This is a genomic window from Microbacterium saperdae, from assembly GCF_006716345.1.
Classification (GTDB): domain Bacteria; phylum Actinomycetota; class Actinomycetes; order Actinomycetales; family Microbacteriaceae; genus Microbacterium; species Microbacterium saperdae.
Genome location: NZ_VFOX01000001.1, coordinates 2,779,775 through 2,802,496 on the forward strand (window position 1 = coordinate 2,779,775; position 22,722 = coordinate 2,802,496).

General features: G+C 70.0%; 17 protein-coding genes and 1 riboswitch. Of the genes, 9 read left to right on the top strand and 8 right to left on the bottom strand.

Annotation, left to right across the window (positions count from 1 at the left end; all coding sequences use genetic code 11):
- Positions 1–71: 71 nt before the first annotated feature.
- On the top strand, positions 72–641 hold the full coding sequence (locus FB560_RS13200) for a phage holin family protein (protein ID WP_141872790.1): 570 nt from the start codon (positions 72–74) through the stop codon (positions 639–641).
- 95 nt (positions 642–736) lie between these two features.
- Here FB560_RS13200 and FB560_RS13205 read toward each other — a convergent pair whose 3' ends face one another.
- Positions 737–1,615: a bifunctional methylenetetrahydrofolate dehydrogenase/methenyltetrahydrofolate cyclohydrolase gene (locus FB560_RS13205; RefSeq protein ID WP_141872791.1), complete on the bottom strand. Its 879-nt coding sequence runs from the start codon at positions 1,613–1,615 to the stop codon at positions 737–739.
- A complete protein-coding gene (gene glyA / locus FB560_RS13210) occupies positions 1,612–2,886 on the bottom strand; it encodes a serine hydroxymethyltransferase (protein WP_141872792.1) in 1,275 nt (424 codons plus the stop codon). Before glyA ends, FB560_RS13205 begins: the two co-directional genes overlap by 4 nt.
- A 38-nt stretch (positions 2,887–2,924) precedes the next feature.
- Positions 2,925–3,009, bottom strand: a riboswitch (ZMP/ZTP riboswitch).
- A 108-nt stretch (positions 3,010–3,117) separates the two neighbouring features.
- Between glyA and FB560_RS13215 the strand changes: the two genes are divergently transcribed.
- The 6 genes from FB560_RS13215 to FB560_RS13240 all read left to right on the top strand — a co-directional run bounded on the left by FB560_RS13215 (position 3,118) and on the right by FB560_RS13240 (position 10,587).
- Positions 3,118–4,629 carry a family 20 glycosylhydrolase gene (locus tag FB560_RS13215; protein WP_141872793.1) on the top strand — a complete coding sequence of 504 codons (1,512 nt, stop codon included), beginning with the start codon at positions 3,118–3,120 and terminating at the stop codon, positions 4,627–4,629.
- Positions 4,626–5,798: an N-acetylglucosamine-6-phosphate deacetylase gene (locus FB560_RS13220; RefSeq protein WP_141872794.1), complete on the top strand. Its 1,173-nt coding sequence runs from the start codon at positions 4,626–4,628 to the stop codon at positions 5,796–5,798. The genes FB560_RS13215 and FB560_RS13220 overlap by 4 nt, the downstream gene beginning before the upstream one ends.
- A 472-nt stretch (positions 5,799–6,270) precedes the next feature.
- Positions 6,271–8,403 carry a sigma-70 family RNA polymerase sigma factor gene (locus FB560_RS13225; RefSeq protein WP_170198123.1) on the top strand — a complete coding sequence of 711 codons (2,133 nt, stop codon included), beginning with the start codon at positions 6,271–6,273 and terminating at the stop codon, positions 8,401–8,403.
- A 9-nt stretch (positions 8,404–8,412) separates the two neighbouring features.
- Positions 8,413–8,784, top strand: coding sequence for a YrdB family protein (locus FB560_RS13230; RefSeq protein WP_141872796.1), 372 nt, complete (start codon positions 8,413–8,415; stop codon positions 8,782–8,784).
- Positions 8,785–8,822: 38 nt separating this feature from the next.
- The gene (locus tag FB560_RS13235) at positions 8,823–10,187 is read left to right on the top strand and encodes an FAD-binding oxidoreductase (RefSeq protein ID WP_141872797.1); all 1,365 of its coding nucleotides are present in this window, start codon (positions 8,823–8,825) and stop codon (positions 10,185–10,187) included.
- Entirely contained in the window at positions 10,180–10,587 is a 408-nt protein-coding gene (locus FB560_RS13240) for an NUDIX hydrolase (RefSeq protein ID WP_141872798.1), read from the top strand. The genes FB560_RS13235 and FB560_RS13240 overlap by 8 nt, the downstream gene beginning before the upstream one ends.
- Before the next feature lie 6 nt (positions 10,588–10,593).
- On the opposite strand, the gene nagB is transcribed toward FB560_RS13240, so the two are convergent.
- The 5 genes from nagB to FB560_RS13265 form a co-directional block, all read right to left on the bottom strand.
- Positions 10,594–11,373, bottom strand: a complete 780-nt coding sequence (gene nagB, locus FB560_RS13245) for a glucosamine-6-phosphate deaminase (protein ID WP_141872799.1) — start codon at positions 11,371–11,373, stop codon at positions 10,594–10,596.
- Positions 11,366–12,331 carry an ROK family protein gene (locus FB560_RS13250; RefSeq protein ID WP_188895068.1) on the bottom strand — a complete coding sequence of 322 codons (966 nt, stop codon included), beginning with the start codon at positions 12,329–12,331 and terminating at the stop codon, positions 11,366–11,368. Before FB560_RS13250 ends, nagB begins: the two co-directional genes overlap by 8 nt.
- A gap of 34 nt (positions 12,332–12,365) precedes the next feature.
- The gene (locus tag FB560_RS13255; RefSeq protein WP_141872800.1) at positions 12,366–13,553 is read right to left on the bottom strand and encodes an ROK family transcriptional regulator; all 1,188 of its coding nucleotides are present in this window, start codon (positions 13,551–13,553) and stop codon (positions 12,366–12,368) included.
- Between the two features lie 74 nt (positions 13,554–13,627).
- Positions 13,628–16,909, bottom strand: coding sequence for a family 20 glycosylhydrolase (locus tag FB560_RS13260; RefSeq protein ID WP_141872801.1), 3,282 nt, complete (start codon positions 16,907–16,909; stop codon positions 13,628–13,630).
- On the bottom strand, positions 16,900–18,117 hold the full coding sequence (locus FB560_RS13265; RefSeq protein WP_141872802.1) for an alanine racemase: 1,218 nt from the start codon (positions 18,115–18,117) through the stop codon (positions 16,900–16,902). The genes FB560_RS13260 and FB560_RS13265 overlap by 10 nt, the downstream gene beginning before the upstream one ends.
- A gap of 25 nt (positions 18,118–18,142) precedes the next feature.
- Here FB560_RS13265 and FB560_RS13270 point away from each other — a divergent pair, with 25 nt between their 5' ends.
- Positions 18,143–18,547, top strand: coding sequence for a RidA family protein (locus tag FB560_RS13270; protein ID WP_141872803.1), 405 nt, complete (start codon positions 18,143–18,145; stop codon positions 18,545–18,547).
- 118 nt (positions 18,548–18,665) lie between these two features.
- On the top strand, positions 18,666–20,156 hold the full coding sequence (locus tag FB560_RS13275) for a L,D-transpeptidase family protein (protein ID WP_229673060.1): 1,491 nt from the start codon (positions 18,666–18,668) through the stop codon (positions 20,154–20,156).
- 177 nt (positions 20,157–20,333) lie between these two features.
- Here the strand turns inward: FB560_RS13275 and FB560_RS13280 are convergent, their stop codons facing one another.
- Positions 20,334–22,553, bottom strand: a complete 2,220-nt coding sequence (locus tag FB560_RS13280; RefSeq protein ID WP_141872805.1) for an NADP-dependent isocitrate dehydrogenase — start codon at positions 22,551–22,553, stop codon at positions 20,334–20,336.
- Positions 22,554–22,722 lie beyond the last annotated feature (169 nt).

A 22,722-nucleotide genomic window follows, 5' to 3' on the forward strand; every position in this document is an offset into this window, starting at 1 on the left:
CACGCTCGATCCATGACGGAGCCGCAACATCGATGCTGTGTCGTGCCGCGCGGGTATGGGATTCTGGTCCCATGAAGAACGGAATCATCCGGTTCGCTGCGCTCTATGTGTTCAACGTGGCCGTCCTGCTGCTCATCGGGCTCCTGTTCCCCGGCGTCTCCGTCGGCCTGCATGCCCTGTGGGCCGCCGTGATCCTCACGCTCGCCGCCCTGTTCGTGAAGCCGACCCTCGGCGCGGCGTTCCGCAAGTCCGCCGCGAAGTCGGCTGCCGAACGCACCAAGGCCGGCGAGAAGGTCGTGCAGTACGTGCTGGTCTACCTCGTCGAGCTCATCGTGTGGGTGCTGACGGTGTGGTTGAGCGGGGTCCGCGCGTCCGGATTCTGGGGCTTCGTGCTCCCTCCCCTCTTCCTGCTCTTCGGCTGGATGATCTACGACCAGGTGGATGACAAGCTGCGCGCCAAGGCCGCCCAGCTCTACGACGCCGTGCAGGGCAAGGTCCAGGCACGCCGCACGTCCAGCCCGGCGCAGACCGACTCGTCGGCCTCACCGGCGGCGGAAGCACCGGAGACCGCCGCCGCCCGCGCAGAACTGCAGGACGGCTTGACCCCCGAGCAACGGCGCATGCTCGACGAACTCGGCTGACACCGCCGCTCCGCTCATCGCGAGCAGCACCCTGCGCGGATCGCAGAAAGGCACCCTTCCACGACGGAACGGGTGCCTTTCTGCGATCGGACTGATCAGGCGACGCGCTCGGCGGCCTCCACGACGTTGGTCATGAGCAGGGCGACGGTCATCGGCCCCACGCCACCGGGGTTCGGCGAGAGGAAGCCGGCGACCTCGGCCACATCCGGGTGGACATCGCCGAACACCAGGCTCTTGCCCGTCTCGGGGTCGGTCTCACGCGTCACGCCGACGTCGAGCACGGCCGCACCGGGCTTCACGTCTTCGGCGCGGATCAGGTGCTTCACGCCCGCCGCCGCCACGATGACATCGGCCTCGCGCAGGTAGCGCGGCATGTCGACCGTGCCGGTGTGCGTGAGCGTGACCGTGGCGTTCAGGTCACGGCGGGTGAGCAGCAGACCGATCGAGCGTCCGATCGTGACACCGCGGCCCACCACGACGACGTGCGTGCCCTTGAGGTCGTAGTCGTTGCGCAGCAGCAGTTCGATCACTCCCCGCGGCGTGCACGGCAGCGGGGTGTGGATCGGGCTGTTGACGTTCAGCACGAGCCGGCCGAGGTTGGTCGGGTGCAGGCCGTCGGCATCCTTCGCCGGGTCGATGCGCTCGAGGATGGCGTCGGTGTCGATGTGCTTCGGCAGGGGCAGCTGCACGATGTAACCGTGGCAGGCCGGGTCGGCGTTGAGCTCGTCGATCAGCGCTTCGACATCCGCCTGCGTGGCGTCCGCCGGCAGCTCGCGCTGGATCGAGTTCATCCCGATCGCCTCGGACTGCCGGTGCTTCATGCCGACGTAGAGCTGCGAGGCCGGATCAGCACCCACGAGCACCGTGGCGATGCCGGGGGTGATCCCCTTGGCCTTCAACGCCGCGACGCGCTCGGTCAGCTCGGCGCGGATCGCGGCGGACGCCGCCTTCCCGTCGAGGATCTTCGCGGTCACTGCTGCAGGTCCGGGTACAGCGGGAAAGCGGCGGCGAGGGCGTCGACACGCGTGCGAAGCGCCTCGACGTCGGCACCGGGGAGCAGCGCGAGGGCGATGATGTCGGCGACCTCGGTGAACTCGGCGTCGCCGAATCCACGCGTGGCGAGCGCCGGCGTGCCGATGCGAAGACCCGAGGTGACCATCGGCGGACGCGGGTCGTTCGGCACCGCGTTGCGGTTCACCGTGATGTGGATGTCATGCAGCAGGTCCTCCGCCTGCTTGCCGTCGACCACGGCGTCGCGCAGATCGACCAGCACGAGGTGCACGTCGGTGCCACCGGAGCGCACGGCGATGCCGGCATCCTTCACGTCCTGCTGCGAGAGGCGCTCGGCGAGCAGTGCGGCACCGCGGAGCACGCGCTCCTGACGCTCCTTGAACTCCGGCGTGCCGGCGAGCTTGAACGCGGTCGCCTTGGCGGCGATCACGTGCATGAGCGGTCCACCCTGCTGTCCGGGGAACACGGCGGTGTTGATCTTCTTCGCCAGATCGGCGTCGTTCGTGAGGATGAAGCCGGAGCGGGGGCCGCCGATGGTCTTGTGCACGGTCGAGGAGACGACGTCGGCGTAGGGAACCGGGTTCGGGTGCAGGCCCGCGGCGACCAGACCGGCGAAGTGGGCCATGTCGACCCAGAGCAGTGCGCCGACCTCGTCGGCGATCTCGCGGAAGGCCGCGAAGTCGAGCGTGCGCGGGTAGGCGGACCACCCGGCGATGATGACCTTGGGCTTGTGCTCGATCGCGAGGCGACGCACCTCGTCCATGTCGATCGTCGAGGTCTCGGGGTTCACGCCGTAGGCGACGATGTTGTAGAGACGACCGGAGAAGTTGATCTTCATGCCGTGCGTCAGGTGACCGCCCTGGTCGAGGGACAGGCCGAGCAGGGTGTCGCCGGGGCGGGCGATCGCGTGCAGCACGGCGGCGTTCGCCGATGCACCCGAGTGCGGCTGGACGTTCGCGAACTCGGCTCCGAACAGGCTCTTGGCGCGCGAGATCGCGAGCTCCTCCGCGACGTCGACCTCTTCGCAACCGCCGTAGTAGCGGCGTCCGGGGTAGCCCTCGGCGTACTTGTTGGTGAGCACGGACCCCTGCGACTGCAGCACGGAGACCGGCACGAAGTTCTCAGAGGCGATCATCTCGAGGAACGTCTGCTGACGCTTCAGCTCGCGATCCAGGACCTCGGCGATCTCGGGGTCTACCTCGGAAAGGGGGGCGTTGAAGTAACGATCGGTCATGATGACATGCTCCTCTGACAACGGATTCGAAGGGTGTACCAATCGGCCCAGGCGCGCGGTCGAATTCCGTGGTCAGTCGCTCCCCGGTGGTAGTCCACCCAGACGCCAGTCGCGACGGTTACGAGCATAGCCGATGAGGGAGGTGGCGCAGGCTGGCGTGTCGACGATCATCGCAGAATCGTTTCGATCTCCGCCATTCCGCTGAGCGACGCCGACGGGTAGGTTTTGTTCATGGTCCTTCCTCACCCCCTTCCGCTCGTCCCCGCGCCCGTGTCAGCCGTCGCACGGGAAGGACGGATGCCGATCACCGCGACGACGCGCGTGCTCGGCTCCTCCCCCGCCACGGCGCAGTTGATCGCCGCCGTCGAGCGCCGAACCGGCATCCGCCTCTCCGTCGTCGACGAGGCCCCCGCGGAGATCGAGCTGATCGTCGACCCGAACTCCTCGGCACCGGAGGGCTACACACTCGAGGTCGGCGATCGCGCGATCATCGTCGGTGCCGATGAGGCCGGACTCTTCTACGGTGTGCAGACTCTGCTGCAGCTGCTGCGCCAGGACGACTCCGGCTGGGCCCTGCTCGGCGCCGACGTCGCGGACTCTCCGCGCTTCGCCCGACGCGGCGTCATGCTCGACGTCGCCCGGCACTTCTTCGGCGTCGCCGACGTGAAGAAGTTCATCGACAGCACCAGCGCCCTCAAGCTCAACCACCTGCACCTGCACCTGAGCGACGACCAGGGGTGGCGCGTGCACATCGACTCCTGGCCGCTGCTCACCGAACGGGCCGCCGCGACGTCGGCGAACGGCGACCCCGGCGGCTTCTACACGAAGGACGACTACCGCGAGATCGTCGCGTACGCCGCATCACGCCACATGGTCGTGATCCCCGAGATCGACCTCCCCGGGCACACCCACGCGATCGGCGTCGCCTACCCCGAGCTCGTCGAGGCGCCGGTGCTGAACGACAACCTCATCGCGGACTCCGCACGCCTCGGCCAGCCGCTGCCCGTCGCCGGCGAGACGTACCTCGGCTGGGGCGTGGGGCACTCCAGCGTGCGCATCCACGAGGAGCGCACGTACGACTTCGTGCGCGACGTGGTGCGCGAACTGGTCGAGATGACCCCCGGCCCGTACATCCACATCGGCGGCGACGAGTCCCTCGGCACCCCCCAGGCCGACTTCGACCTGTTCGCCGAGCGTGCGACCGCGATCGTCGTGGAGGCGGGCAAGACCCCCGTGGCCTGGCACGAGATGGGCTCCGCGGCGAACATCGCCGAGGGCACCGTCGGGCAGTACTGGGGCAAGACCACGCCCGAGGGCACGCACGCCGAGGAGGCTGCGCACTTCGTCGAACGCGGAGGCGCGCTCATCATGTCGGCCGCCGACGTGACGTACCTCGACATGAAGTACTCCCCCGACTTCCCGCTCGGGCTGACCTGGGCGGCGATCATCGATGTCCGCGCTGCGTACGAGTGGGAGCCCACGGCCGTTCTCGATGTGCCCGATTCCGCGATCCTCGGCGTCGAGGCGCCGCTGTGGTCCGAGACGACCCGCACCTACCGCGACGTCGAGCAGCTGGTCTTCCCGCGCGCTGCGGCGCAGGCCGAGGTCGCCTGGTCGCCGCAGGAGGGACCGGAGCGCGTGTGGGAGTCGTTCCGCGTGCGGCTGGGGACGCTCGCGCCGCTGTGGAAGGCTGAGGGGGTCGAATTCCACGCCGCAGCCGAGATCCCCTGGAGCGAACGATGAGTGTGCAGTCCTCCGCGAGCGGTTCGCTCCTCATCCACTCGGCCCGGCTGGTCGACCGCGGCGAGATCGTCGAGAACGCCTGGGTCCGTATCGAGCAGGGACGCGTGGTGGCGCACGGGACCGGCGCGGACTGGACACCGGCCGATGTCGTCGTGGATGCCGTCGCGGCGGCTGGAGAGGGTGCGCTCCTCACTCCCGGCCTGGTCGACATCCACGGACACGGCGGGGCCGGCGCCTCGTTCGACGATGGTGTCGAGGCCATCCGCACGGCGCGTGCGCTGCACCGCGAGCACGGCACCACGCGGGCCGTCGTCTCCCTGGTCACGGCTCCTCTCGACGACCTCGCCCGCAACGTGGCGCTGGTCGCCGACCTCATGCGCACCGATGTCGACATCCTCGGCTCGCATCTCGAGGGTCCGTTCCTGGATCCGGCACACCATGGCGCGCACGAGCCCACCCTGCTGCGCGCCCCCGCGGCGCACGACGTCGTCCGACTGCTGGAGGCGGGTCGCGGCACCGTGCGCCAGGTCACGATCGCACCGGAGCTGCCGGGAGGATTCGACGCGATCCGCCAGATCGTCGCGGCGGGAGCTGCTGCCGCGGTCGGCCACACGAGCGCGGATGCGGGCGTCGCGGTGGCGGCCTTCGAGGCGGGGGCATCGATCCTCACGCACGCGTTCAACGCCATGCCCGGCATCCACCATCGCGCGCCGGGCCCCGTGCTCGCCGCCGCCGCGGATCATCGGGTGGTGCTCGAGGCCATCGCCGACGATGTGCATCTCGACCCGCACGTGATCAAGCTGCTGTTCGACACGGCACCGGGTCGTGTCGCGTTGATCACGGATGCCATGGCTGCTGCGGGCAGCGCCGACGGGCACTACGACCTCGGCGCCGTGAGCGTCACGGTGGCCGACGGCATCGCCCGCGCCGACGACACGGGTTCCATCGCCGGATCGACGCTCACGCAGGATGTCGCGCTGCAGCGGGCGGTGAGCGCGGGTGCGACCCTGCCTGCGGCGGTCCAGGCGCTGACGGAGACACCGGCACGCGCGATCGGCCGCGAAACCGAGCTCGGTGCGCTGCGCCCCGACCACGTCGGAGATGCGGTCCTGTGGGATGCAGAGCTGCACGTCGTCCGCGTCTGGGTGGGAGACCTGCTCAACGACTGAGAGGTCCGCACGACACGCGACGACGCGCAGCTCTGCGTTCTCCGGTACGTCTTCGCGGGAGGGAGGCCACCGGTCCCCAGATCGGTGGCCTCGTTCCCGCTTCACAGAGAGGGTGGGCCGGGAACTCCTCCCCCGAGGCTCCCGACCCGCCCTGCTGGTGCAATTGCCCCTCGCACCAGCGCCCGAACCCCGCCCCCCGGAGGAGTTCGTTTGGCTGTCTCTATGGGATGAGACGAAGGCGGTCCCGATTCATTACGCGGGTTCCCGATTTTTTTTTCGAGATTCTTGGACGCACCGCTCCGAACAGCCCTCCGAACTGGGATTCTGTGACGCAGAAGATTTGCAGGGAATTCCGTGAAGGGGTGGCCTTGCTGGGAGTTTCGGGTGAGAATGAAGAAGACGCGTGATGAGGGCCGCCCTCCCGCGTCTCTCTTGTGAGGGCGCACGAGCACCCCGAGACAGATGGATGAAAGTGCACGAAGAAGAGAACGTTCCGCACGACGAACCGATCGCTGACGCCGATCTGATCCTCCGCACCCGTTCGGGTGATACGGAGGCGTTCGGGGAACTCTGGCGACGCCACTACCCGTCCGGTATCGCGGTGGCCCGATCCGTCACGTCCTCCATCGACCCCGACGATCTGGTGCAGGAGTCGTACACCCGCATCTACCAGGCGATCGTCAAGGGCGGAGGGCCCAACGGCTCCTTCCGCGCCTACCTCTTCACGAGCATCCGCAACACCGCGGCCGCCTGGGGACGCTCCCGCCGGGAATCGACGATCGATGAGCTCGACTCCGTCGCCGACCCCGACAGCACCGACCAGGCTGCGAACGAGGCGCTCGACCGCAGCCTCACGGCACAGGCCTTCCGCAGCCTCCCCTCACGGTGGCAGGAAGTCCTCTGGTACACCGAGATCGAGCAGATGAAGCCGCAGGACGTCGCGCCGCTGCTCGGCATGAAGTCCGGCGCCGTCTCCCAGCTCGCCTTCCGCGCCAGAGAGGGTCTGCGCGAGGCGTGGATCCAGGCCCACCTGCGCAGCGCCGCTCCGGGTTCCGACTGCCAGTGGACGATCGAGCACCTGGGCGCGTACTCGCGCGGCAACCTCAGTGCCCGCGACTACAAGCGCCTCGAGCTGCACCTCGATGAGTGCGCGCGATGCATGATCGTGGCCGCAGAGGCGAAGGACGTCTCCAAGCGACTCGCTCTGGTCCTGCTGCCCCTCGTCCTCGGCATCACCGGCTCCGCGGGATATCTGGCGACACTGCAGGGTGGTGGCGCTCCGATCGTCGCCCTCGCCGCCGCACCGTCCGGCATCCCCGGCGTCGTCGTCGCGGGTGACCCCGGCGTCACGGCATCCGCCGGGACCGCCGCCGCAGGCACCGGAGCGGGAAGCGGATCAGGCGGTGCGGCCGGAGGCAACACCGCGGCAGGCGGCAGCGCCGGCTCAGCAGGCGGTGGTGCGGCATCCGGCGGCATGTTGACCGGCATGGGAGCTCTCGTGGGTGCGGGTTCCGCGGCACTCGTCGTCGCCGGTGTCGTCGCAGCCGCGACGATCATCCCCGGCCTCACCGGCGCACAGCCGGCCGCGTCGCAGCCCAATGCCGGGGACAGCGACCCCTCGTCGATCGCGTCGGACGTCGGTCCCGATGCCTCGATGACGCTCGACAAGCCGGTCATCATCGAGGAGCGCGCCCCCGAGCCGAAAGACGACGCCACTCCCCCGGCCGACGAGGCCCGGCCGGACGCCGTGGAGCCTTCCGGTCCGGTGACCGCTCCGACCGTCCCCATCGTCCCGGAGAAGCCGGTCACGCCGGTCGACCCGGTGGACCCCGTCGATCCGGTCGACCCCGTGGACCCGGTCGATCCGGTCGATCCCGTGGATCCGGTGGACCCCGTGGATCCGGTCGACCCGGTGGACCCGGTCGACCCTGCGGTCCCGACAGCACCCCCGGTGTGGAGTGTCGCCACGGTATGGTTCCAGGGCTTCACCGTGCACTACAGCGTGCCGATCACCGGCGCCCCCGGAGCGACGATCGAGGCTCTGCTCGATGGCAGCAGCGGCGGCGGAGACCGTATCGAGCTCGACGAGACCGGCGCGGGGACGATCGACCTGCGACCGGATCTGTGGCAGTACCTCGACCCCGCCTCGACCACGGTGACCTTCCGCTACGTGTTGGCGACCGGACCAGGGCCGGCTGCGGAGACGACGCTCCTCGCGCTGAAGGGCGGCGTCGACATCGAGTTCTCCGAACTGCCGACGGAACAGCCTCCTGCCGAGCTTCCTGCCGATACGGGTGCCGCTGACGAGACGATCGTCCCGGAGACGGACACGGTCGTCGAGGAGCCACCGGCAGCCGAGACGACGCCCGCGCCGGTCGAGCAGCCCGCGCCGGTCGAGCAGCCCGCGCCGGTCGAGCAGCCCGCACCCGCACCGGTGCCCGCACCGGCCCCGGCGCCCGAGACAGCGCAGTCCCCGGTCGAGGGGCCGGCCGCCGTCGAGGAGCCTGTCGCCGCCGTTCCTGCGGCGACGGTGATCGCGACCGAGACCGATCCTGCGGCAGACGACGCCCTCGCACCGGCCGAGGAGCCCGCAAGCGCCGAATAGACTGGGACCATGCCCCAGGATTCTGTTCCCGTACCTGGCGTCGAGCGTCCGGTCATCACGGTCATCGACGTCGTCCGCGCCATCGTCCTGGTCCTGGCCATCGCCACTCTCGCACTGTGGGGCTTCGCGACGTGGCCGTTCCCCTGGAACGTCGTCCTCGGCATCGGCACCCCTGTCGTCGTCCTGCTCGTCTGGGCGCTGTTCCTCTCGCCTCGTCCGGTGCTGCGCGTGCATCCGTTCCTCCGCGCCGCCGTCGAGCTGCTCATCTACGTCGGAGTCACGATCGCGTGGTGGTCGATGGGCCAGGCGCTGATCGGGACCGCCTTCGGAGTCGTCGCCATCGCCGCCGGCGTGATCAGCGGTCGCCGCGCTCTGTCATGAGCGACCGGGCATGAGCGACCAGGCATGAGCGGCGAGTCATGAACGTCGTCGCTCAGCTGCAGGAGGAACTCGGCGACCTCGTCGAGCTCGACGAATCCGCCCTCGAGGCGGCGCGCGCAGACAGCTCGGGCCATGCCGCCGCCGGTCGCCCTCTCGCGATCGTGCATGCCGAGTCCGTCGCACACGTGCAGCAGACCCTGCGCATCGCCACCGCGACCCGCACTCCCGTGGTCGTCCGCGGCGCCGGCACGGGCCTCGCCGGCGCCGCGAACGCCGGTGCGGGCGAGATCGTGCTCTCGACGCGTCGCATGGACGCCGTGGTCGAGATCCGCGCGGACGACCTGCTGGCCGTGGTCGAACCCGGCATCCTGAACGCCGACCTCAACCGTCTCCTCGCCGCGCACGGCGTCTGGTGGGCGCCGGACCCGGCGAGCCGTGAGATCTCCACGGTGGGCGGGAACATCGCGACCGGCGCGGGGGGACTGCTGTGCGCGAAGTACGGCGTCGTGCGCGACGCGGTGCTCGGCATCGACCTCGTCCTCGCCGACGGACGCCTGCTGCACCTGGGCCACCGCAGCGTCAAGGGGGTCACCGGACTCGACCTGACCTCGCTCGTGATCGGCTCGGAGGGGACCCTGGGCGTGATCGTCGGCGCCACGCTCAAGCTGCGGCGGCTGGTCGAGGGCTCCCCGTGCACGGTCACGGCGATCTTCCCCGATGTACGCAGCGCGGCCGCGGCATCGGCGGCTGTGACCGCGTCCGGCGTGCAGCCCGCGATCATGGAGCTGATGGACGCCGCGAGCCTCGCCGCCGTCCACGCCCTTCTCGGCCTGCCGACGCCTCCCCTCGGGGCCGCGCAGCTGACGATCCAGACCGACGGTCCTGCCGCGATCCCCGAGGCCGACATGATCGCCACGATCCTGCGCACTCACGAGGGCGACACCGTGCTGTCGCACGACCCGGACGAGGGCGAAAGGCTGCTGGCCATCCGTCGCTCGATGCATGCGGCGATGACCACGCTGGGCACCACGCTGATCGAAGACGTGTCCGTGCCCCGCAGCGCCATGCCCGAGATGTTCGACGAGATCGCCCGCATCGAGCGCGAGTACGGCTTGACGATCCCCACGGTCGCGCACGCGGGAGACGGGAACCTGCATCCCAACTTCATCTTCGAGGGCCCGGACACGCCCCCGCACATCTGGGCGGCCGCGGACGAGCTGTTCCGGGCCGCCATCCGGCTGGGCGGCACGCTGACCGGAGAGCACGGCATCGGCGTCCTCAAGCGGCGCTGGCTGGTCGACGAGCTCGGCTCCGATCAGTGGGAACTGCAGCGGCAGATCGTGCGGGTGTTCGATCCGCACGGCATCCTCAACCCCGGAAAGGTCTTCTCCTCCGATGCCTGACATCCACGTGAGCGCAGCCGTGATCGTCGACGACGCCGACCGGGTGCTCGTCGTCCGCAAGCACGGCACGGTCCGGTTCATGCAGCCGGGCGGCAAGCCGGAGCCGGGTGAGTCGGCCGCGGAGACCCTGATCCGGGAACTGCACGAAGAGCTGGGAGTCCTGCTCGTCGAGAGCGATCTGCGCCCGTTGGGCCGGTTCATCTCTGCGGCCGCCAACGAGCCGGGTCACCGCGTGGTCGCCGACGCCTTCTCCGCCTCGATCGACCCTGCGTCTGTCTCCGTGCAGGCCGAACTCGCGGAGCTCCGCTGGATCACGCCCGATGACGTGGCCACGCTCCCCCTCGCGCCTCTCAGCGTGGAGCACCTGCTGCCACTCGCGTGGCCGGCGCTCGCACGCTGAGCGGGCTCAGATGCCCTGCCAGGCCGGCTTGTTGGCGAAGGTGTAGCGGTAGTAGTCGGCGAGCTTCAGACGCGATGCCGCCGCCTCGTCCACGACGATGGTCGCGTGCGGGTGCAGCTGGATCGCCGAGCCGGGCAGGAACGCCGTGAGCGGCCCCTCGACGGCGTCCGCGACCGCCTGAGCCTTGCCCTCGCCGAAGGCGAGGAGCACGAGGTGGCGCGCCTTCAGGATGGTGCCCAGTCCCTGCGTGATGCAGTGGCGCGGCACGTCGTCGATCGAGTCGAAGAAGCGGGCGTTGTCCTCGCGGGTCTGCTCCGTGAGCGTCTTCACGCGCGTGCGCGATGCGAACGAGGAACCGGGCTCGTTGAACCCGATGTGCCCGTCGGTGCCGATGCCGAGGATCTGCAGGTCCACTCCGCCAGCGGCCTCGATCGCGGCCTCGTAGTCGTCGCCCGCGTGCTGGATGGTCGCATGGGCGCCGTTCGGCACGTGGATGCGCTGCGGGTCGAGCCCCAGCGGCTCGATCACCTCGCGCGTGATCACGGATCGGTAGCTCTCCGGGTGCGCGGGGTCGAGCCCCACGTACTCGTCCAGCGCGAACCCGCGCACCTGCGACAGGTCGCGTCCGGCGAGCTGCGTCCGCAGCGCCTGGTAGACGGGCAGCGGCGTCGACCCGGTGGCGAGTCCCAGCACGGCATCGGCGCGCTGCGCGATGAGCTCGACGATCTCGGTCGCGACCAGCGTTCCCGCGGCCTCCGCGTTCTCGACGATGACGACCTCAGCCATGGGAAACGCTCTCCTTCTCCGTTATGGCGGCACCGACGAGTGCGGCGCCGAAGGCTGCCGCGGGAGACCCCGCCGGCAGCAGCTCGATTCTTTCATCGAGGTGCAGTGAACGCATGAACGGGGATGCTTCGGCTCCGGCCAGCAGTGCGTGGCGGATGCCCTGCTCCAGCCGCTCGCCGAGCGAAGTGAGGCCCCCACCGATGATGACGGTCTCGACATCGGCCGAGAGCACCAGCACGCGCACCGCGGCAGCCGCGCCGCGATAGAGATCGTCGCGCAGCGCGACGGCCTCGCTGTCGCCCGTGTCTGCGGCGTCGAGGATGTCGCGCACGGGCAGGGATCCGGGACGGCCCCAGGCCTTGGCGAGCGCTCCTCCCCCGCAGAAGGTCTCGATGCAGCCGCGCTGACCGCAGCCGCAGAGACGTCCGTTCGGGTCGACCGAGATGTGTCCGACCTCGCCGGCCGTTCCGCGTGCCCCGCGCCAGATGCGGCCGTCCATCACGATGCCGGCGGCGACGCCGGTTCCGAGATTCAGGTACGCCATGGAGCCGCTGACGCCGCGAAGGGCCGCGGCTCCGAGGGCGGCAGCCTTCACGTCGTTCTCGACACGGAAAGGTACGCCGAGCGCCCTCTCCGCCCGCACAGCGAGGTCGAGCGAATCGACTCCGAGGTTCACGGCGTGCAGCACCCGGCCGGAGTCCGCGTCGACCAACCCGGGGATGCCGACGCCGACGGAGCGGATGTCCGAGGCGGAGAGCCCGACCTGTTCGGCCAGAGTGCCGACCGCGAGCGCGATGTTCTCGAGCACCGCATCCTCGCCCCACCCGGTGGGTCGTCGGAGTCGTCCGAGGATCTCACCGGCGGGGTCGACGGCGACCGCGTCGATCTTGGTGCCGCCGACGTCCAGGCCCACACGAATCTGCCGACCGGCGCGGTCGGCGAGGTCGACACCCTTCATCGGATGTCGCTCCCGTGGGCCATCGACGCGGAGATCATGAGACACCCAGCTGCCCGGAGAGGACCATGACGGCCGCGCCCCGCAGCACGATGTCGTCCTGGTGGGTGAGACGGATGAGGGCGTCCTCGAAGACGCCCTCCAGGGTCCGGGCGTGCAGGGTCTCGATCGCGGCATCGATCAGGATGCCGTCGAGCAGGTCGGCAGGACCGGACAGCACGACCTCGGAGAGATCGAGCGCCGCCACGATGGGAGCGATCGCGATCGCCATGCGCGTTCCGGCGTCGCGCAGGATCTCGTCACGCGCAGCGGGGTCGGCGGCGAGAGCCTCCCGCAGGCGGGTGACGCTGAGCCAGGCCTCCAGACATCCGTCCTTGCCGCACGCGCAGCGCGGACCGCCGTCCGTGCCGACGACGACGTGTCCGATCTCTCCCGCGGCGAAGCGACTGCCGAGCAGCGGCTGGCTGCCGGTGATGAGTCCGGCACCGACCCCTCGCCCGATCTTGATCAGCATGAAGTCGGCCTTGGCATCGCCGAAGGTGTACTCCGCGAGCACGGCGGCGTTGGCGTCGTTGCGGGCGAGCACGGGAAGGTCGAGGTCGGCTCCGAGCTTCGCCTCGAGCCGGAAGTTCGTCCAGCCGAGGTTCGGGGAGCTCAGCACGACGCCATCCGGGCGGACGACACCGGGCGTGCCGATGCCGACGCCGAGCAGCGGCTGCGTGGAGGCGGCTACCAGCAGGCGTGCCAGCTCGAGGAGTGCGCTGTACGCGGCGTCGCCGTCGGCGGACTCCGGCCGCACGACCTCGCGCCGCTCCAGCACATCGCCGTCGAGACTGAGCACGGCACCGACGAACGCGTTGGGACCGGACAGGTCCAGCCCGATGATCTGGTGACCCACACGGTCGATGTCGATCAGGATCGGAGGCTTGCCGGGGCCCACGGTCTCGCGGACGCCCATCTCGATCACGATGCCGTCTGCGATGAACTCCGCGACGAGGTCCGAGATGGTGACTCTCGTCAGTCCGGTCTCGCGCGAGAGGTCAGCGCGACTCATCGCGCCCGCGTGGTAGAGCGTCTGCAGGACCAGGGCGCGGTTGTGTCCGCGCGCGTGCTCGGGGAGCACCTTCGAACGGGAGCGCAGGTGCCGCCCAGGGCCGAAGGCATGCGTGTTCCCACCGGCGTACTCTGACGACGGTGGCAAACGCGGTTCATCCGAAACGGACATGTTTGTTAGTAGACCTTACGAACAAAAATTACGCAACCCTTGCCCCGCGGCGCGCGGCGAGGGTTACCGAAACGTTACATTGATGCGGGCGCCTCATCGGCGGCCGCGTTCGCCCTCTCCACGAGGCGCTCCACCAGACCGGCGACGATATCCTCACGCGCCTGGATCGTCAGCGGCTTGCCGGGTACTCCAGGACGGCGTTGATCAGGCGTCGGGCCGTCGAGTGGACGATACCGCACCCCCGCCGCTCTGAGGCGGAGCAGATGGGTCGGAAGTCGCCGGGCGAAGTCGGAGTACTCCCCCGGTTCACCGCCATCCCACAGCCGTTCCGCGACCGCAGCCAGCCGCGGGAACATCGCGAAGTCCACACGATCCCGCGTCGGCAGATGCTCGCTCCAGACGTTCGCCTGGCCGCCCGCAGCCCCGTCCTCGACCCGCAGGGTGTAGACCCGCTCGATGGGCAACGGCGGACCGACGCGGATCGGCTCCTCCGTGGAATCGGATTGCGGGTAGTCGAGGTACACCTCGAGATCGGGGCAGGCGATCACCGGGATCCCCCGTCGCAGGGCCTCGCGCATCGCGACGGGTCCGCGCCAGGCGAGGATGCTCACGCCTTCGGGGACGTCGCCCTCGAGCACCTCGTCCCAGGCGAGCGCCGTGCGTCCGCGGCTGCGGACGTGCGCGACGAAATGCGCGGTGAACCACGGCTGCACGTCGTGCGGCGTCTCCAGGCCGAGCGCCTGCATCCGCTCGCGCGCGGCGGCGCTGGCGGCCCATTCGGTGACCGGCACCTCGTCGCCGCCGATCCCGATCCACTCGGAGTCGAAGACGTCGCACAGTGCGTCGATCGCGGCCCGTCCGAAGGCCAGCGAGGCCTCGGTGGGAGCGAGCGTGCGGGCGTTCACGCCGAAGCGCTCCCAGGGACCGGCCGCCGGCTCTCCGACATCGAGGTTGCCGAGCGCGGGATAGGCGGCGAGCGCGGCTTGGATGTGACCGGGGAGCTCCACCTCGGGCACGAGCGTGACGAATCTGTCCGCGGCGTAGGCCACGAGTGCGCGCAGCTCCTCGGCGGTGTAGTGCCCCTCATGGACTCCGGGCTCGACGGTCGAGAGCGGGCCATGTCCGCGTTGCGTCGCCGAGCGGTGCGCGCCCACCTCGGTCAGACGCGGATACCCGGGCACCTCGAAGCGCCACCCCTGGTCGTCGGAGAGATGCAGATGCAGGATGTTCAGTTGATGGTCGGCGAGCAGATCGATGAGCCGTCGCACGTCCTCCACCGGGCGGAAGTGCCGCGCGACGTCGAGCATCACGCCGCGCCAGCCGTAAGCCGGGGCTCCCTGCCACTCTCCCGCCGGGAGCACGACGGTGTCGGCATCGGCGCCACGCAGCTGCCGCAGAGCGGTCGCCCCACGGAAGACGCCGGCGGCCGTCGCTCCCCTCACCTCGATGCGGTCGGCGGTGACGGAGATCCGGAACGCCTCCGCTCCGATGCGGCCGGCGGCGGAAGGTCCCACCCCGACCTCTGCGTCCCGCATCAGGTGGATCGCGGGGGCGGCTCCCGCCGAGCCTTCCGCCCCGAGCCGGGCGACCGAGGCCGTGAGCTCGCTCGACGCGACGATACGGGTCGCCGCGCTCCAGGTGAACCCGGGCGCGGTGGGGTCGATCCGGGCTTCCAGCAGCGGCACGGTCGCGCGGTGGGCCGGTGGCGGCATGCGCAGCGCGCGACCGGGCGTCGCTCCGGTGACCTCGCGGCCCTCGAGCACCGCCACCCCCGCGATCAGCACCTCGACGATTCCGGTCGGAGGAGCGAGGGGATGATCGAAGGTGGCACCGGCGGCGATCGTCTGCGCGTCGAACAGCACCAGATCCGCCGCCGCGCCCGCGCGGATCACGCCCCGTGGCATGTCACCGCGATCCAGGCCGAGGCGAATCGCCGGGGTACCGGAGAGATGCCGCACGGCCTCCTCGAGGGTGAGGATGCCCAGCTCGCGCACGTAGTGCCCGAGGTAGCGCGGGAACGTGCCCCGCCCGCGGGGGTGCGGCCGGGAGCCGATCAGGATGCCGTCGCTCCCGCCGGTGTGCCGCGGGTGCCGCATGATCGTTTGCACGTTCGCCTCGTCGCCGATGTGCATCAGGATGCCGGTCGCACCCGCGTCCGCGACCACGGTGTCGAGCACCACATCGACGGCGCGACGTCCTGAGGTCGCGGCGATCTCCGCCACGGTCCGGCCGACGAGGTCGGCGAGGGCGGGGTTCACGGCCCCGGAGATCTGGATCTGCGTCCAGTCGGCTCGTTCGCCGTGGAATCCGTCGCAGCCGATCTCCTCGAGCTCGACGCGCACGCGCTCCCGTTCGGCGGCATCCAGTCCGGCGACGGTCCGGACCAGATCACCGCCCTCCGCGAGCCTGCTGGGCAGGAGCGCGGCGAGCGTCGTGGCACCAGGGAGATAGGGGTACGTGTCGAGGGTGACATCGACTCCGTCGGCGATGGCCTGGTCGATCAGTGCGAGCAGCTCGTCCGCCCGACCGCGGTTCGGGGTGAAGTTCATCGTCGCGTGCGTGAGGTGGATGGGGCAGCCGGTGCGTCGACCGATGTCGAGCACCTCCCGATACGCATCCAGGGCTCCGCCGCCGTAGCTGCGCGTGTGCGGGGCCCAGTAGCCGCCGCGCTCGGCGACGATGCGGCAGAGCGCCTCCAGCTCCGCGGTGTCGGCGTACATCCCCGGGGTGTAGGTGAGACCGCTCGACATCCCGAAGGCCCCGGCGTCGAGCGCCGCGCCCAGCAGGTCCGCCATCGCGTCGATCTCCGCCGCGGTGGCCGCCCGGTTCTCGTGGCCCACCACCATCATCCGCAGATTCCCCTGCGGCACCAGGACGGCGGCGTTGCCCACGGACACCGCATCGATGTCGCGCAGCAGATCGCCCATCCCCCGCCACGGCACCGATGCGGGCACACCGTTCCACCCGGCGATCTGCGCAGGGATGACAGCGGCGCAGGCATCGTCGAGCGGCGCGTAACCCAGGCCGTCCTGTCCGAGGACCTCGGTCGTGACGCCCTGAAGGATCTTGGCCTGGTGTGCGCTGCCGTGGAGGACGGCGAGATCGCTGTGCGCGTGCATGTCGATGAACCCGGGGGCCAGGACCAGCCCGTGCGCATCGACCTCGATCGCACCGTCCGGCAGCTCCAGCGCCGTCCGGTCGTCCGCGGCAGCATCGGCGGGAACGACCGCGACGATGCGCTGGCCCTCCACCGCGACATCGGCGACGTGGCGCGGGGCCCCGGTGCCGTCGACGACGGTCGCGGAACGGTACACCCTGACCTGGCCGGCGGCGGCCTTCTCGGCGCTCAGAAGCACGTCGCCACCGCTCCGATCACGCGAGGGTCGTCCGCGTCCGGATCGTCGATCACGGCGACGACCCGCCATTTGTCGAAAGCCGTGCAGGGATGCGAGAGCCCGAGCCGGACGACGTCACCGACCCGGGTGGTCTCGCCGTCCGACAGGCGCAGGAAGGCGTGCTGATCGTTCAGCGCCGTGATCTCGCCCCCGATCGACTGCGGTACCGGCAGGTCGAGGTCGAACGGCACATCACGACGCCCGGCGTCCAGGAGAGCGAGCCCCTCCTCCGGCTGCGAGAGCACTCGAGACCAGGCATGCATCGCTGAGCGCAGGGGCGCGGTGCCGGTGAGCGGTCCGAAGGGCGACATGCGCGCGTAGAAGCCGTCGTCGTGGATCTGGAACGCACCGGAGCGCAGCACCACATCGGCGCCGTCCCGATGCGGGGCCAGCACGGCAGCCGCCCGATCGGGGAAGGAGCTGCCGCCGGCGCTGAGCACCGGACGGATGCCGGACGGATACTCGAGTCGTCCATGCAGCTCCACGAGGGTCTGCAGGTAGGCGTCGACCGCAGCCACCGAGTGCGCGCTGCGATCGGGACCGAACGGCCCTTCGTATCCCGCGACTCCGGCGAGACGGAGGCCGGGCGCCGCGGTGACGGCGGCGGCGATGCGCTCACCCTCCGAAACGGTTCGGGCACCGGTTCGGCCGTCTGCGCCACCGAGCTCGACCAGCACGTCGAGCGGGCGAGGGGCATCGGCCATGGCCGCGGCGAGGATCTCGATCGTGGCGACCGAGTCCGCCCAGCACAGGATCCGCAGCGCCGGATCCGCGGCGAGCAGCTCGCCGAATCTCCGCGCCGCCGCACGATCGGTCACGGCGTTGGCGATCAGCACGGTCGACACCCCCGCCTGGACGGCCACCTCGGCCTGCCACGGCGTCGCCACGGAGATTCCCCAGGCGCCGGCAGCCAGAAGCCGCTGCCACAGCGCCGGGGCCATGGTGGTCTTGCCGTGCGGAGCGAGCAGGATGCCCTGCGCCCGCGCCCAGTCGAACGCGGTCGATTCGTTGTGAGTGAGGGCGGCCTCATGCACCGTGAGCACCGGTGTGACCAGGTCGGACAGGTGCAGACCCGCTCCCGCGACCTCCGACAGGCGCACACCCGCGGCGTGCGCGGGGAATCCCTTCGCCCAGGCGCCGAGTACGGGATCCGGAATTTGTAGAGGCATTTAACAAGGCTACTAGGCTGGCTTCATGACTGCGAAGACCCGCGTTTCCTCCGACGCCGCCCCCGCTCCCGCCCACACGTTCTCGCAAGGCATCCGCAAGGGACCGATCGTGCAGGTCTCCGGCCAGGGGCCCGTCGATCCGGTGACCAACGAATACCTGTTCCCGGGCGATGTCGCCGCGCAGACCACGCGCACGCTCGAGAACGTGAAGGCGATCGTCGAGGCCTCCGGCGCGACGTTCGACGATGTCGTGATGCTGCGCGTGTACCTCACCAAGCGCGAGGACTTCCCGATCATGAACGAGGCGTACGGCGCCTTCGTCACGCAGCACACCACGAGCGGCGTGCTGCCCTCGCGCACGACGGTCTTCACCGGTCTGCCGCGCGAGGAGATGCTGGTCGAGATCGACGGTCTCGCCGTCGTCGACTGAGCCGAGAACGCTACGACCACGAGGGGCGACGGTCGCTCCGGCGACCGTTGCCTCACCGTTACCTCGCATCCCGTACCATTGTCAAACAGGAAACGTGTGATTACCGGGGGGTGTGTGCGTGACCGATCTGATCTCAGCGCCGGGCGCTGCAACCGACGGGCTCGGCGACGACAACACGCCGACGTCCGTTCTGGCGCCCTCTGACGCGCCCACAGACACCGTGCCGCCGATCACGGGCGAGACTCCCGTGGAGTGGGCGCCGATCGAGCCGCGCCCCAAGAAGCGCCGCCTCGGCCTGTGGATCGGCCTCGGTCTCGGCGTCGTCGCTCTCGGCGCGGGCGCCGCTTCGATGATCCTGATCGCACCGGGCACCACGGTCGCCGGCATCCCCGTCGGTTTCATGACACCCGGTGCCGCCGCGGAGGCGATCACCTCGCACCTCGCGCAGACCGAAGTCACCCTGACCGGCCCCGGTGACGGCGCCGTGGTCAGCGGTGCCGACCTGGGCATCAGCATCGCGGCCACCGATCTCGCCGATCAGGCGTTCGCCGAGCACCCGCTCTGGAACCTCGGCGCATGGATGGGCGACCCCATCCCCGCCGACATCACGCTCGACCCCGCGACCGCCACCACCGCACTCCGCGCTGCGGTGCCCTCGAGCTTCGAGGACGCCGTGGACGCCGGAGTCGTGTTCGACGCCGCGAGCGGCACCTACCTCGCGACGCCGGCAGCAGACGGCACCGGGATCGACGTCGCCGATCTCACCACCGCGATCACGACGGCCGTCGCCGCCGGAGGCACGACGCTCGAGTACCCCGGCGGCCCGGCCACCGCGCTCCCCGCCGTCTCGGACGATGACGCGGCGGCCACCGCAGCGTCGCTCAACACGATGCTCGGCACGATCGGCTTCTACGTCGGCGAGGAGCGGACGGTCCCCGTCGCGCCCGCCGTCGCAGCCACCTGGCTCACCGTGGTCGACGAAGACGGCGCGCTGCGCGTCGCGGCCGACCCGCAGGCGATCCAGGCGACCGTCGACACGCTCGCGGCAGCGGTCGACCGCGCGCCGGTGAACGCGACCAACATCGTCGACTCCGCCGGTACCGTGCTCCGCGAGGAGCAGGCGGGAGCGAACGGACGTGCGCTCGGCGACACCTCCGGCATCGCCGACGACTTCGCTCAGCAGCTCGAAGCCGGCGATGGCGTCTTCGCCCTGTCGGTCACCGAGACCCCGTTCGAGACCGTGAGCCTGCTGCGTCGCATCGAGATCAACCTGAGCACCCAGCACGCCTACCTGTTCGAGAACGGGAACGTCGTGCGCTCCTGGGCGGTCTCGACCGGCCTGCCGGGCACGCCCACGCCGACCGGCAACTTCAAGGTCTTCGCGCACACCGCCATGCAGGACATGGGCTGCTATGAAGGCGCCCCGTACTGCACCGAGAACGTGCCGTGGATCACGTGGTTCACCACCAACATCGGCTTCCACGGGACCTACTGGCACAACAACTACGGCAACCGGATGAGCCACGGCTGTGTGAACCTTCCGATCGATCTCGCCAAGTTCGTCTACGACTGGTCGCCGGTCGGCGTCGAGGTCTCGGTCTACAACTGACCCGCGAGGGCGCAGCCCTTCCCCGGCGAGCACGATACGAGCTCCCCGACGTGTGTCGTCGCTGCGCTCGCGCTCCGCTCGACCGTATGGCAGTGCGGCAGTGCGGCGAGGTTCCCGCGACAGGAAGAAGGGGGCGGATGCCGCAGCATCCGCCCCCTTCTCCGTGTGCTCCTGCTCTCAGCGCAGCGCGTCGACGATCCCGTTCAGAGTCACGGACGGACGCATGACGGCCTCGACCAGCGCGTCGTCCGGACGGTAGTAGCCACCGATCTCGACCGGCTTGCCCTGGACCGCGTTGAGCTCCGAGACGATCTTCTCCTCGTTCTCCGCGAGGGTGGCGGCGATCGGGGCGAAGGCCGCGGCGAGGTCGGCATCCTGGGTCTGGGCTGCCAGCTCCTGCGCCCAGTACAGGCCCAGGTAGAAGTGGCTGCCGCGGTTGTCGATCGTGCCGAGGGCACGGCCGGGAGAACGGTCGTGCTCCAGGAACGTGCCCGTCGCCGCATCCAGCGTCTGCGCGAGGACACGGGCCTTCTCGTTGCCCGTGCGGTCCGCGAAGTGCTCGAGAGAGGCGGCCAGCGCGAAGAACTCACCCAGCGAGTCCCAGCGCAGGTAGTTCTCCTCGACCAGCTGCTGCACGTGCTTCGGGGCGGATCCGCCCGCACCGGTCTCGAAGAGTCCTCCACCGGCGAGCAGCGGGACGATCGAGAGCATCTTGGCGCTCGTGCCGACCTCGAGGATCGGGAACAGGTCCGTGAGGTAGTCGCGGAGCACGTTGCCGGTGACCGAGATCGTGTCGAGGCCGTGGCGCATGCGCGCGAGCGTGTAGCGGGTGGCCTCCTCGGGCGCGAGGATCGTGAGGGTGAGGCCGTGCGTGTCGAGCAGCGCCAGCCCCTGGTGCACCTTCGCGATGATCTGCGCGTCGTGCGAGCGGTTCGCGTCGAGCCAGAACACGGCGGGGTCGCCGGTGGCACGGGCACGGGTGACGGCGAGCTTCACCCAGTCCATGACCGCGATGTGCTTCGTCTGCGTCGCACGCCAGATGTCCCCGGCTCCGACCTCATGCTCGATGAGCGCGTTGCCGTCGCTGTCGAGCACCTGCACGACGCCGGCCGAGGCGATCTCGAAGGTCTTGTCGTGGCTGCCGTACTCCTCGGCCGCCTGAGCCATGAGACCGACGTTGGGAACGGTGCCGATGGTCGCGGGATCGAGCGGACCGTTCGCGATCACATCGTCGAGCACCGCCTGGTAGACACCGGCGTAGGAGGAGTCCGGGATGACGGCGATCGTGTCGTCCTCGCCGCCGTCCTTGCCCCAGAGCTTGCCGCCGTTGCGGATGAGCGCGGGCATGGACGCGTCCACGATCACGTCGCTCGGCACATGCAGGTTCGTGATGCCCTTGTCGGAGTTCACATACGACAGACGCGGCCCCTCGGCGAGCGCCTCGTCGAACGCCGCTGCGATGTCCGCTCCGCCTGCGATGTCGCCGAGTCCGGCGAGGATCGATCCGAGTCCGTCGTTCGGCTTGAGGCCGGCCGCGGCCAGCTGCTCACCGTACTGCCCGAAGACGTCGGCGAAGAACGCGCGCACGACGTGGCCGAAGATGATCGGGTCGCTGACCTTCATCATGGTGGCCTTCAGGTGCACCGAGTACAGCACGTCCTCGGACTTCGCCTGCTCCAGGGTCTCCGCGAGGAACGCGTCGAGTGCGGAGGCCGACAGGAAGGTCGCGTCGATGATCTCGCGCGGCAGGACCTTGAGGCCCTCCTTGAGCACCGTCACGGTGCCGTCGGATGCCGTGTGGCGGATCGTCAGCACGTCGTCATGGGCGGCGACCCAGGACTTCTCGTTCGACTTGAAGTCGTCGTGGCCGAGCGTCGCGACGCGGGTCTTCGACCCCTCGGCGAACGGCTTGTTGCGATGCGGGTGCTTCTTCGCGTAGTTCTTGACGGCGAGCGGCGCGCGGCGGTCGCTGTTGCCCTCGCGGAGCACCGGGTTCACGGCGGAACCCTTGATGCGGTCGTAACGGGCGCGGATGTCCTTCTCCTCGAGCGACGCGGGGTCGTCGGGGAAGGCCGGGATGTCGTAGCCCTGCTGCTGGAGCTCGGCGATCGCGCCCTTCAGCTGCGGGATGGATGCCGAGATGTTCGGCAGCTTGATGATGTTCGCCTCGGGGAGCGTGGCGAGGCCACCCAGCTCGGCGAGCGCGTCGCCGACCTGCTGCTCCGGCGTGAGCTTCTGCGGGAAGGCCGCGAGGATGCGGCCGGCCAGCGAGATGTCACGGGTCTCGAATCCGATGCCCGCCTGGCCGCTGAAGGCCTGGACGATCGGCAGGAACGAGGCGGTGGCGAGGGCTGGCGCCTCGTCTGTGTGGGTGTAGATGATGGCGTCGTCGGTCACCGGGAGGTTCTCCGCTCTTGAGGTCAATTTGTCTCGATATTAAGATACCTGAGCGGCTCTCGCGCTGTGTTCCGCATACCGATCCGGGCGTCCTGGAGCGGGCGGGCGGCGAGTCGGAACAGGAATGTTCGCCTCGATGCGTGTGCGCTCGCGCGCAAGGGGTTAGCCT

Bases quoted from the DNA above. Each gene is read 5' to 3' on its own strand.
- FB560_RS13200 (WP_141872790.1), top strand. From the start codon at position 72: ATGAAGAACGGAATCATCCGGTTCGCTGCGCTCTATGTGTTCAACGTG.
- glyA (WP_141872792.1), bottom strand. From the start codon at position 2,886: ATGACCGATCGTTACTTCAACGCCCCCCTTTCCGAGGTAGACCCCGAG.
- FB560_RS13215 (WP_141872793.1), top strand. From the start codon at position 3,118: ATGGTCCTTCCTCACCCCCTTCCGCTCGTCCCCGCGCCCGTGTCAGCC.
- FB560_RS13220 (WP_141872794.1), top strand. From the start codon at position 4,626: ATGAGTGTGCAGTCCTCCGCGAGCGGTTCGCTCCTCATCCACTCGGCC.
- FB560_RS13230 (WP_141872796.1), top strand. From the start codon at position 8,413: ATGCCCCAGGATTCTGTTCCCGTACCTGGCGTCGAGCGTCCGGTCATC.
- FB560_RS13235 (WP_141872797.1), top strand. From the start codon at position 8,823: ATGAACGTCGTCGCTCAGCTGCAGGAGGAACTCGGCGACCTCGTCGAG.
- FB560_RS13240 (WP_141872798.1), top strand. From the start codon at position 10,180: ATGCCTGACATCCACGTGAGCGCAGCCGTGATCGTCGACGACGCCGAC.
- nagB (WP_141872799.1), bottom strand. From the start codon at position 11,373: ATGGCTGAGGTCGTCATCGTCGAGAACGCGGAGGCCGCGGGAACGCTG.
- FB560_RS13250 (WP_188895068.1), bottom strand. From the start codon at position 12,331: ATGAAGGGTGTCGACCTCGCCGACCGCGCCGGTCGGCAGATTCGTGTG.
- FB560_RS13255 (WP_141872800.1), bottom strand. From the start codon at position 13,553: ATGTCCGTTTCGGATGAACCGCGTTTGCCACCGTCGTCAGAGTACGCC.
- FB560_RS13265 (WP_141872802.1), bottom strand. From the start codon at position 18,117: ATGCCTCTACAAATTCCGGATCCCGTACTCGGCGCCTGGGCGAAGGGA.
- FB560_RS13270 (WP_141872803.1), top strand. From the start codon at position 18,143: ATGACTGCGAAGACCCGCGTTTCCTCCGACGCCGCCCCCGCTCCCGCC.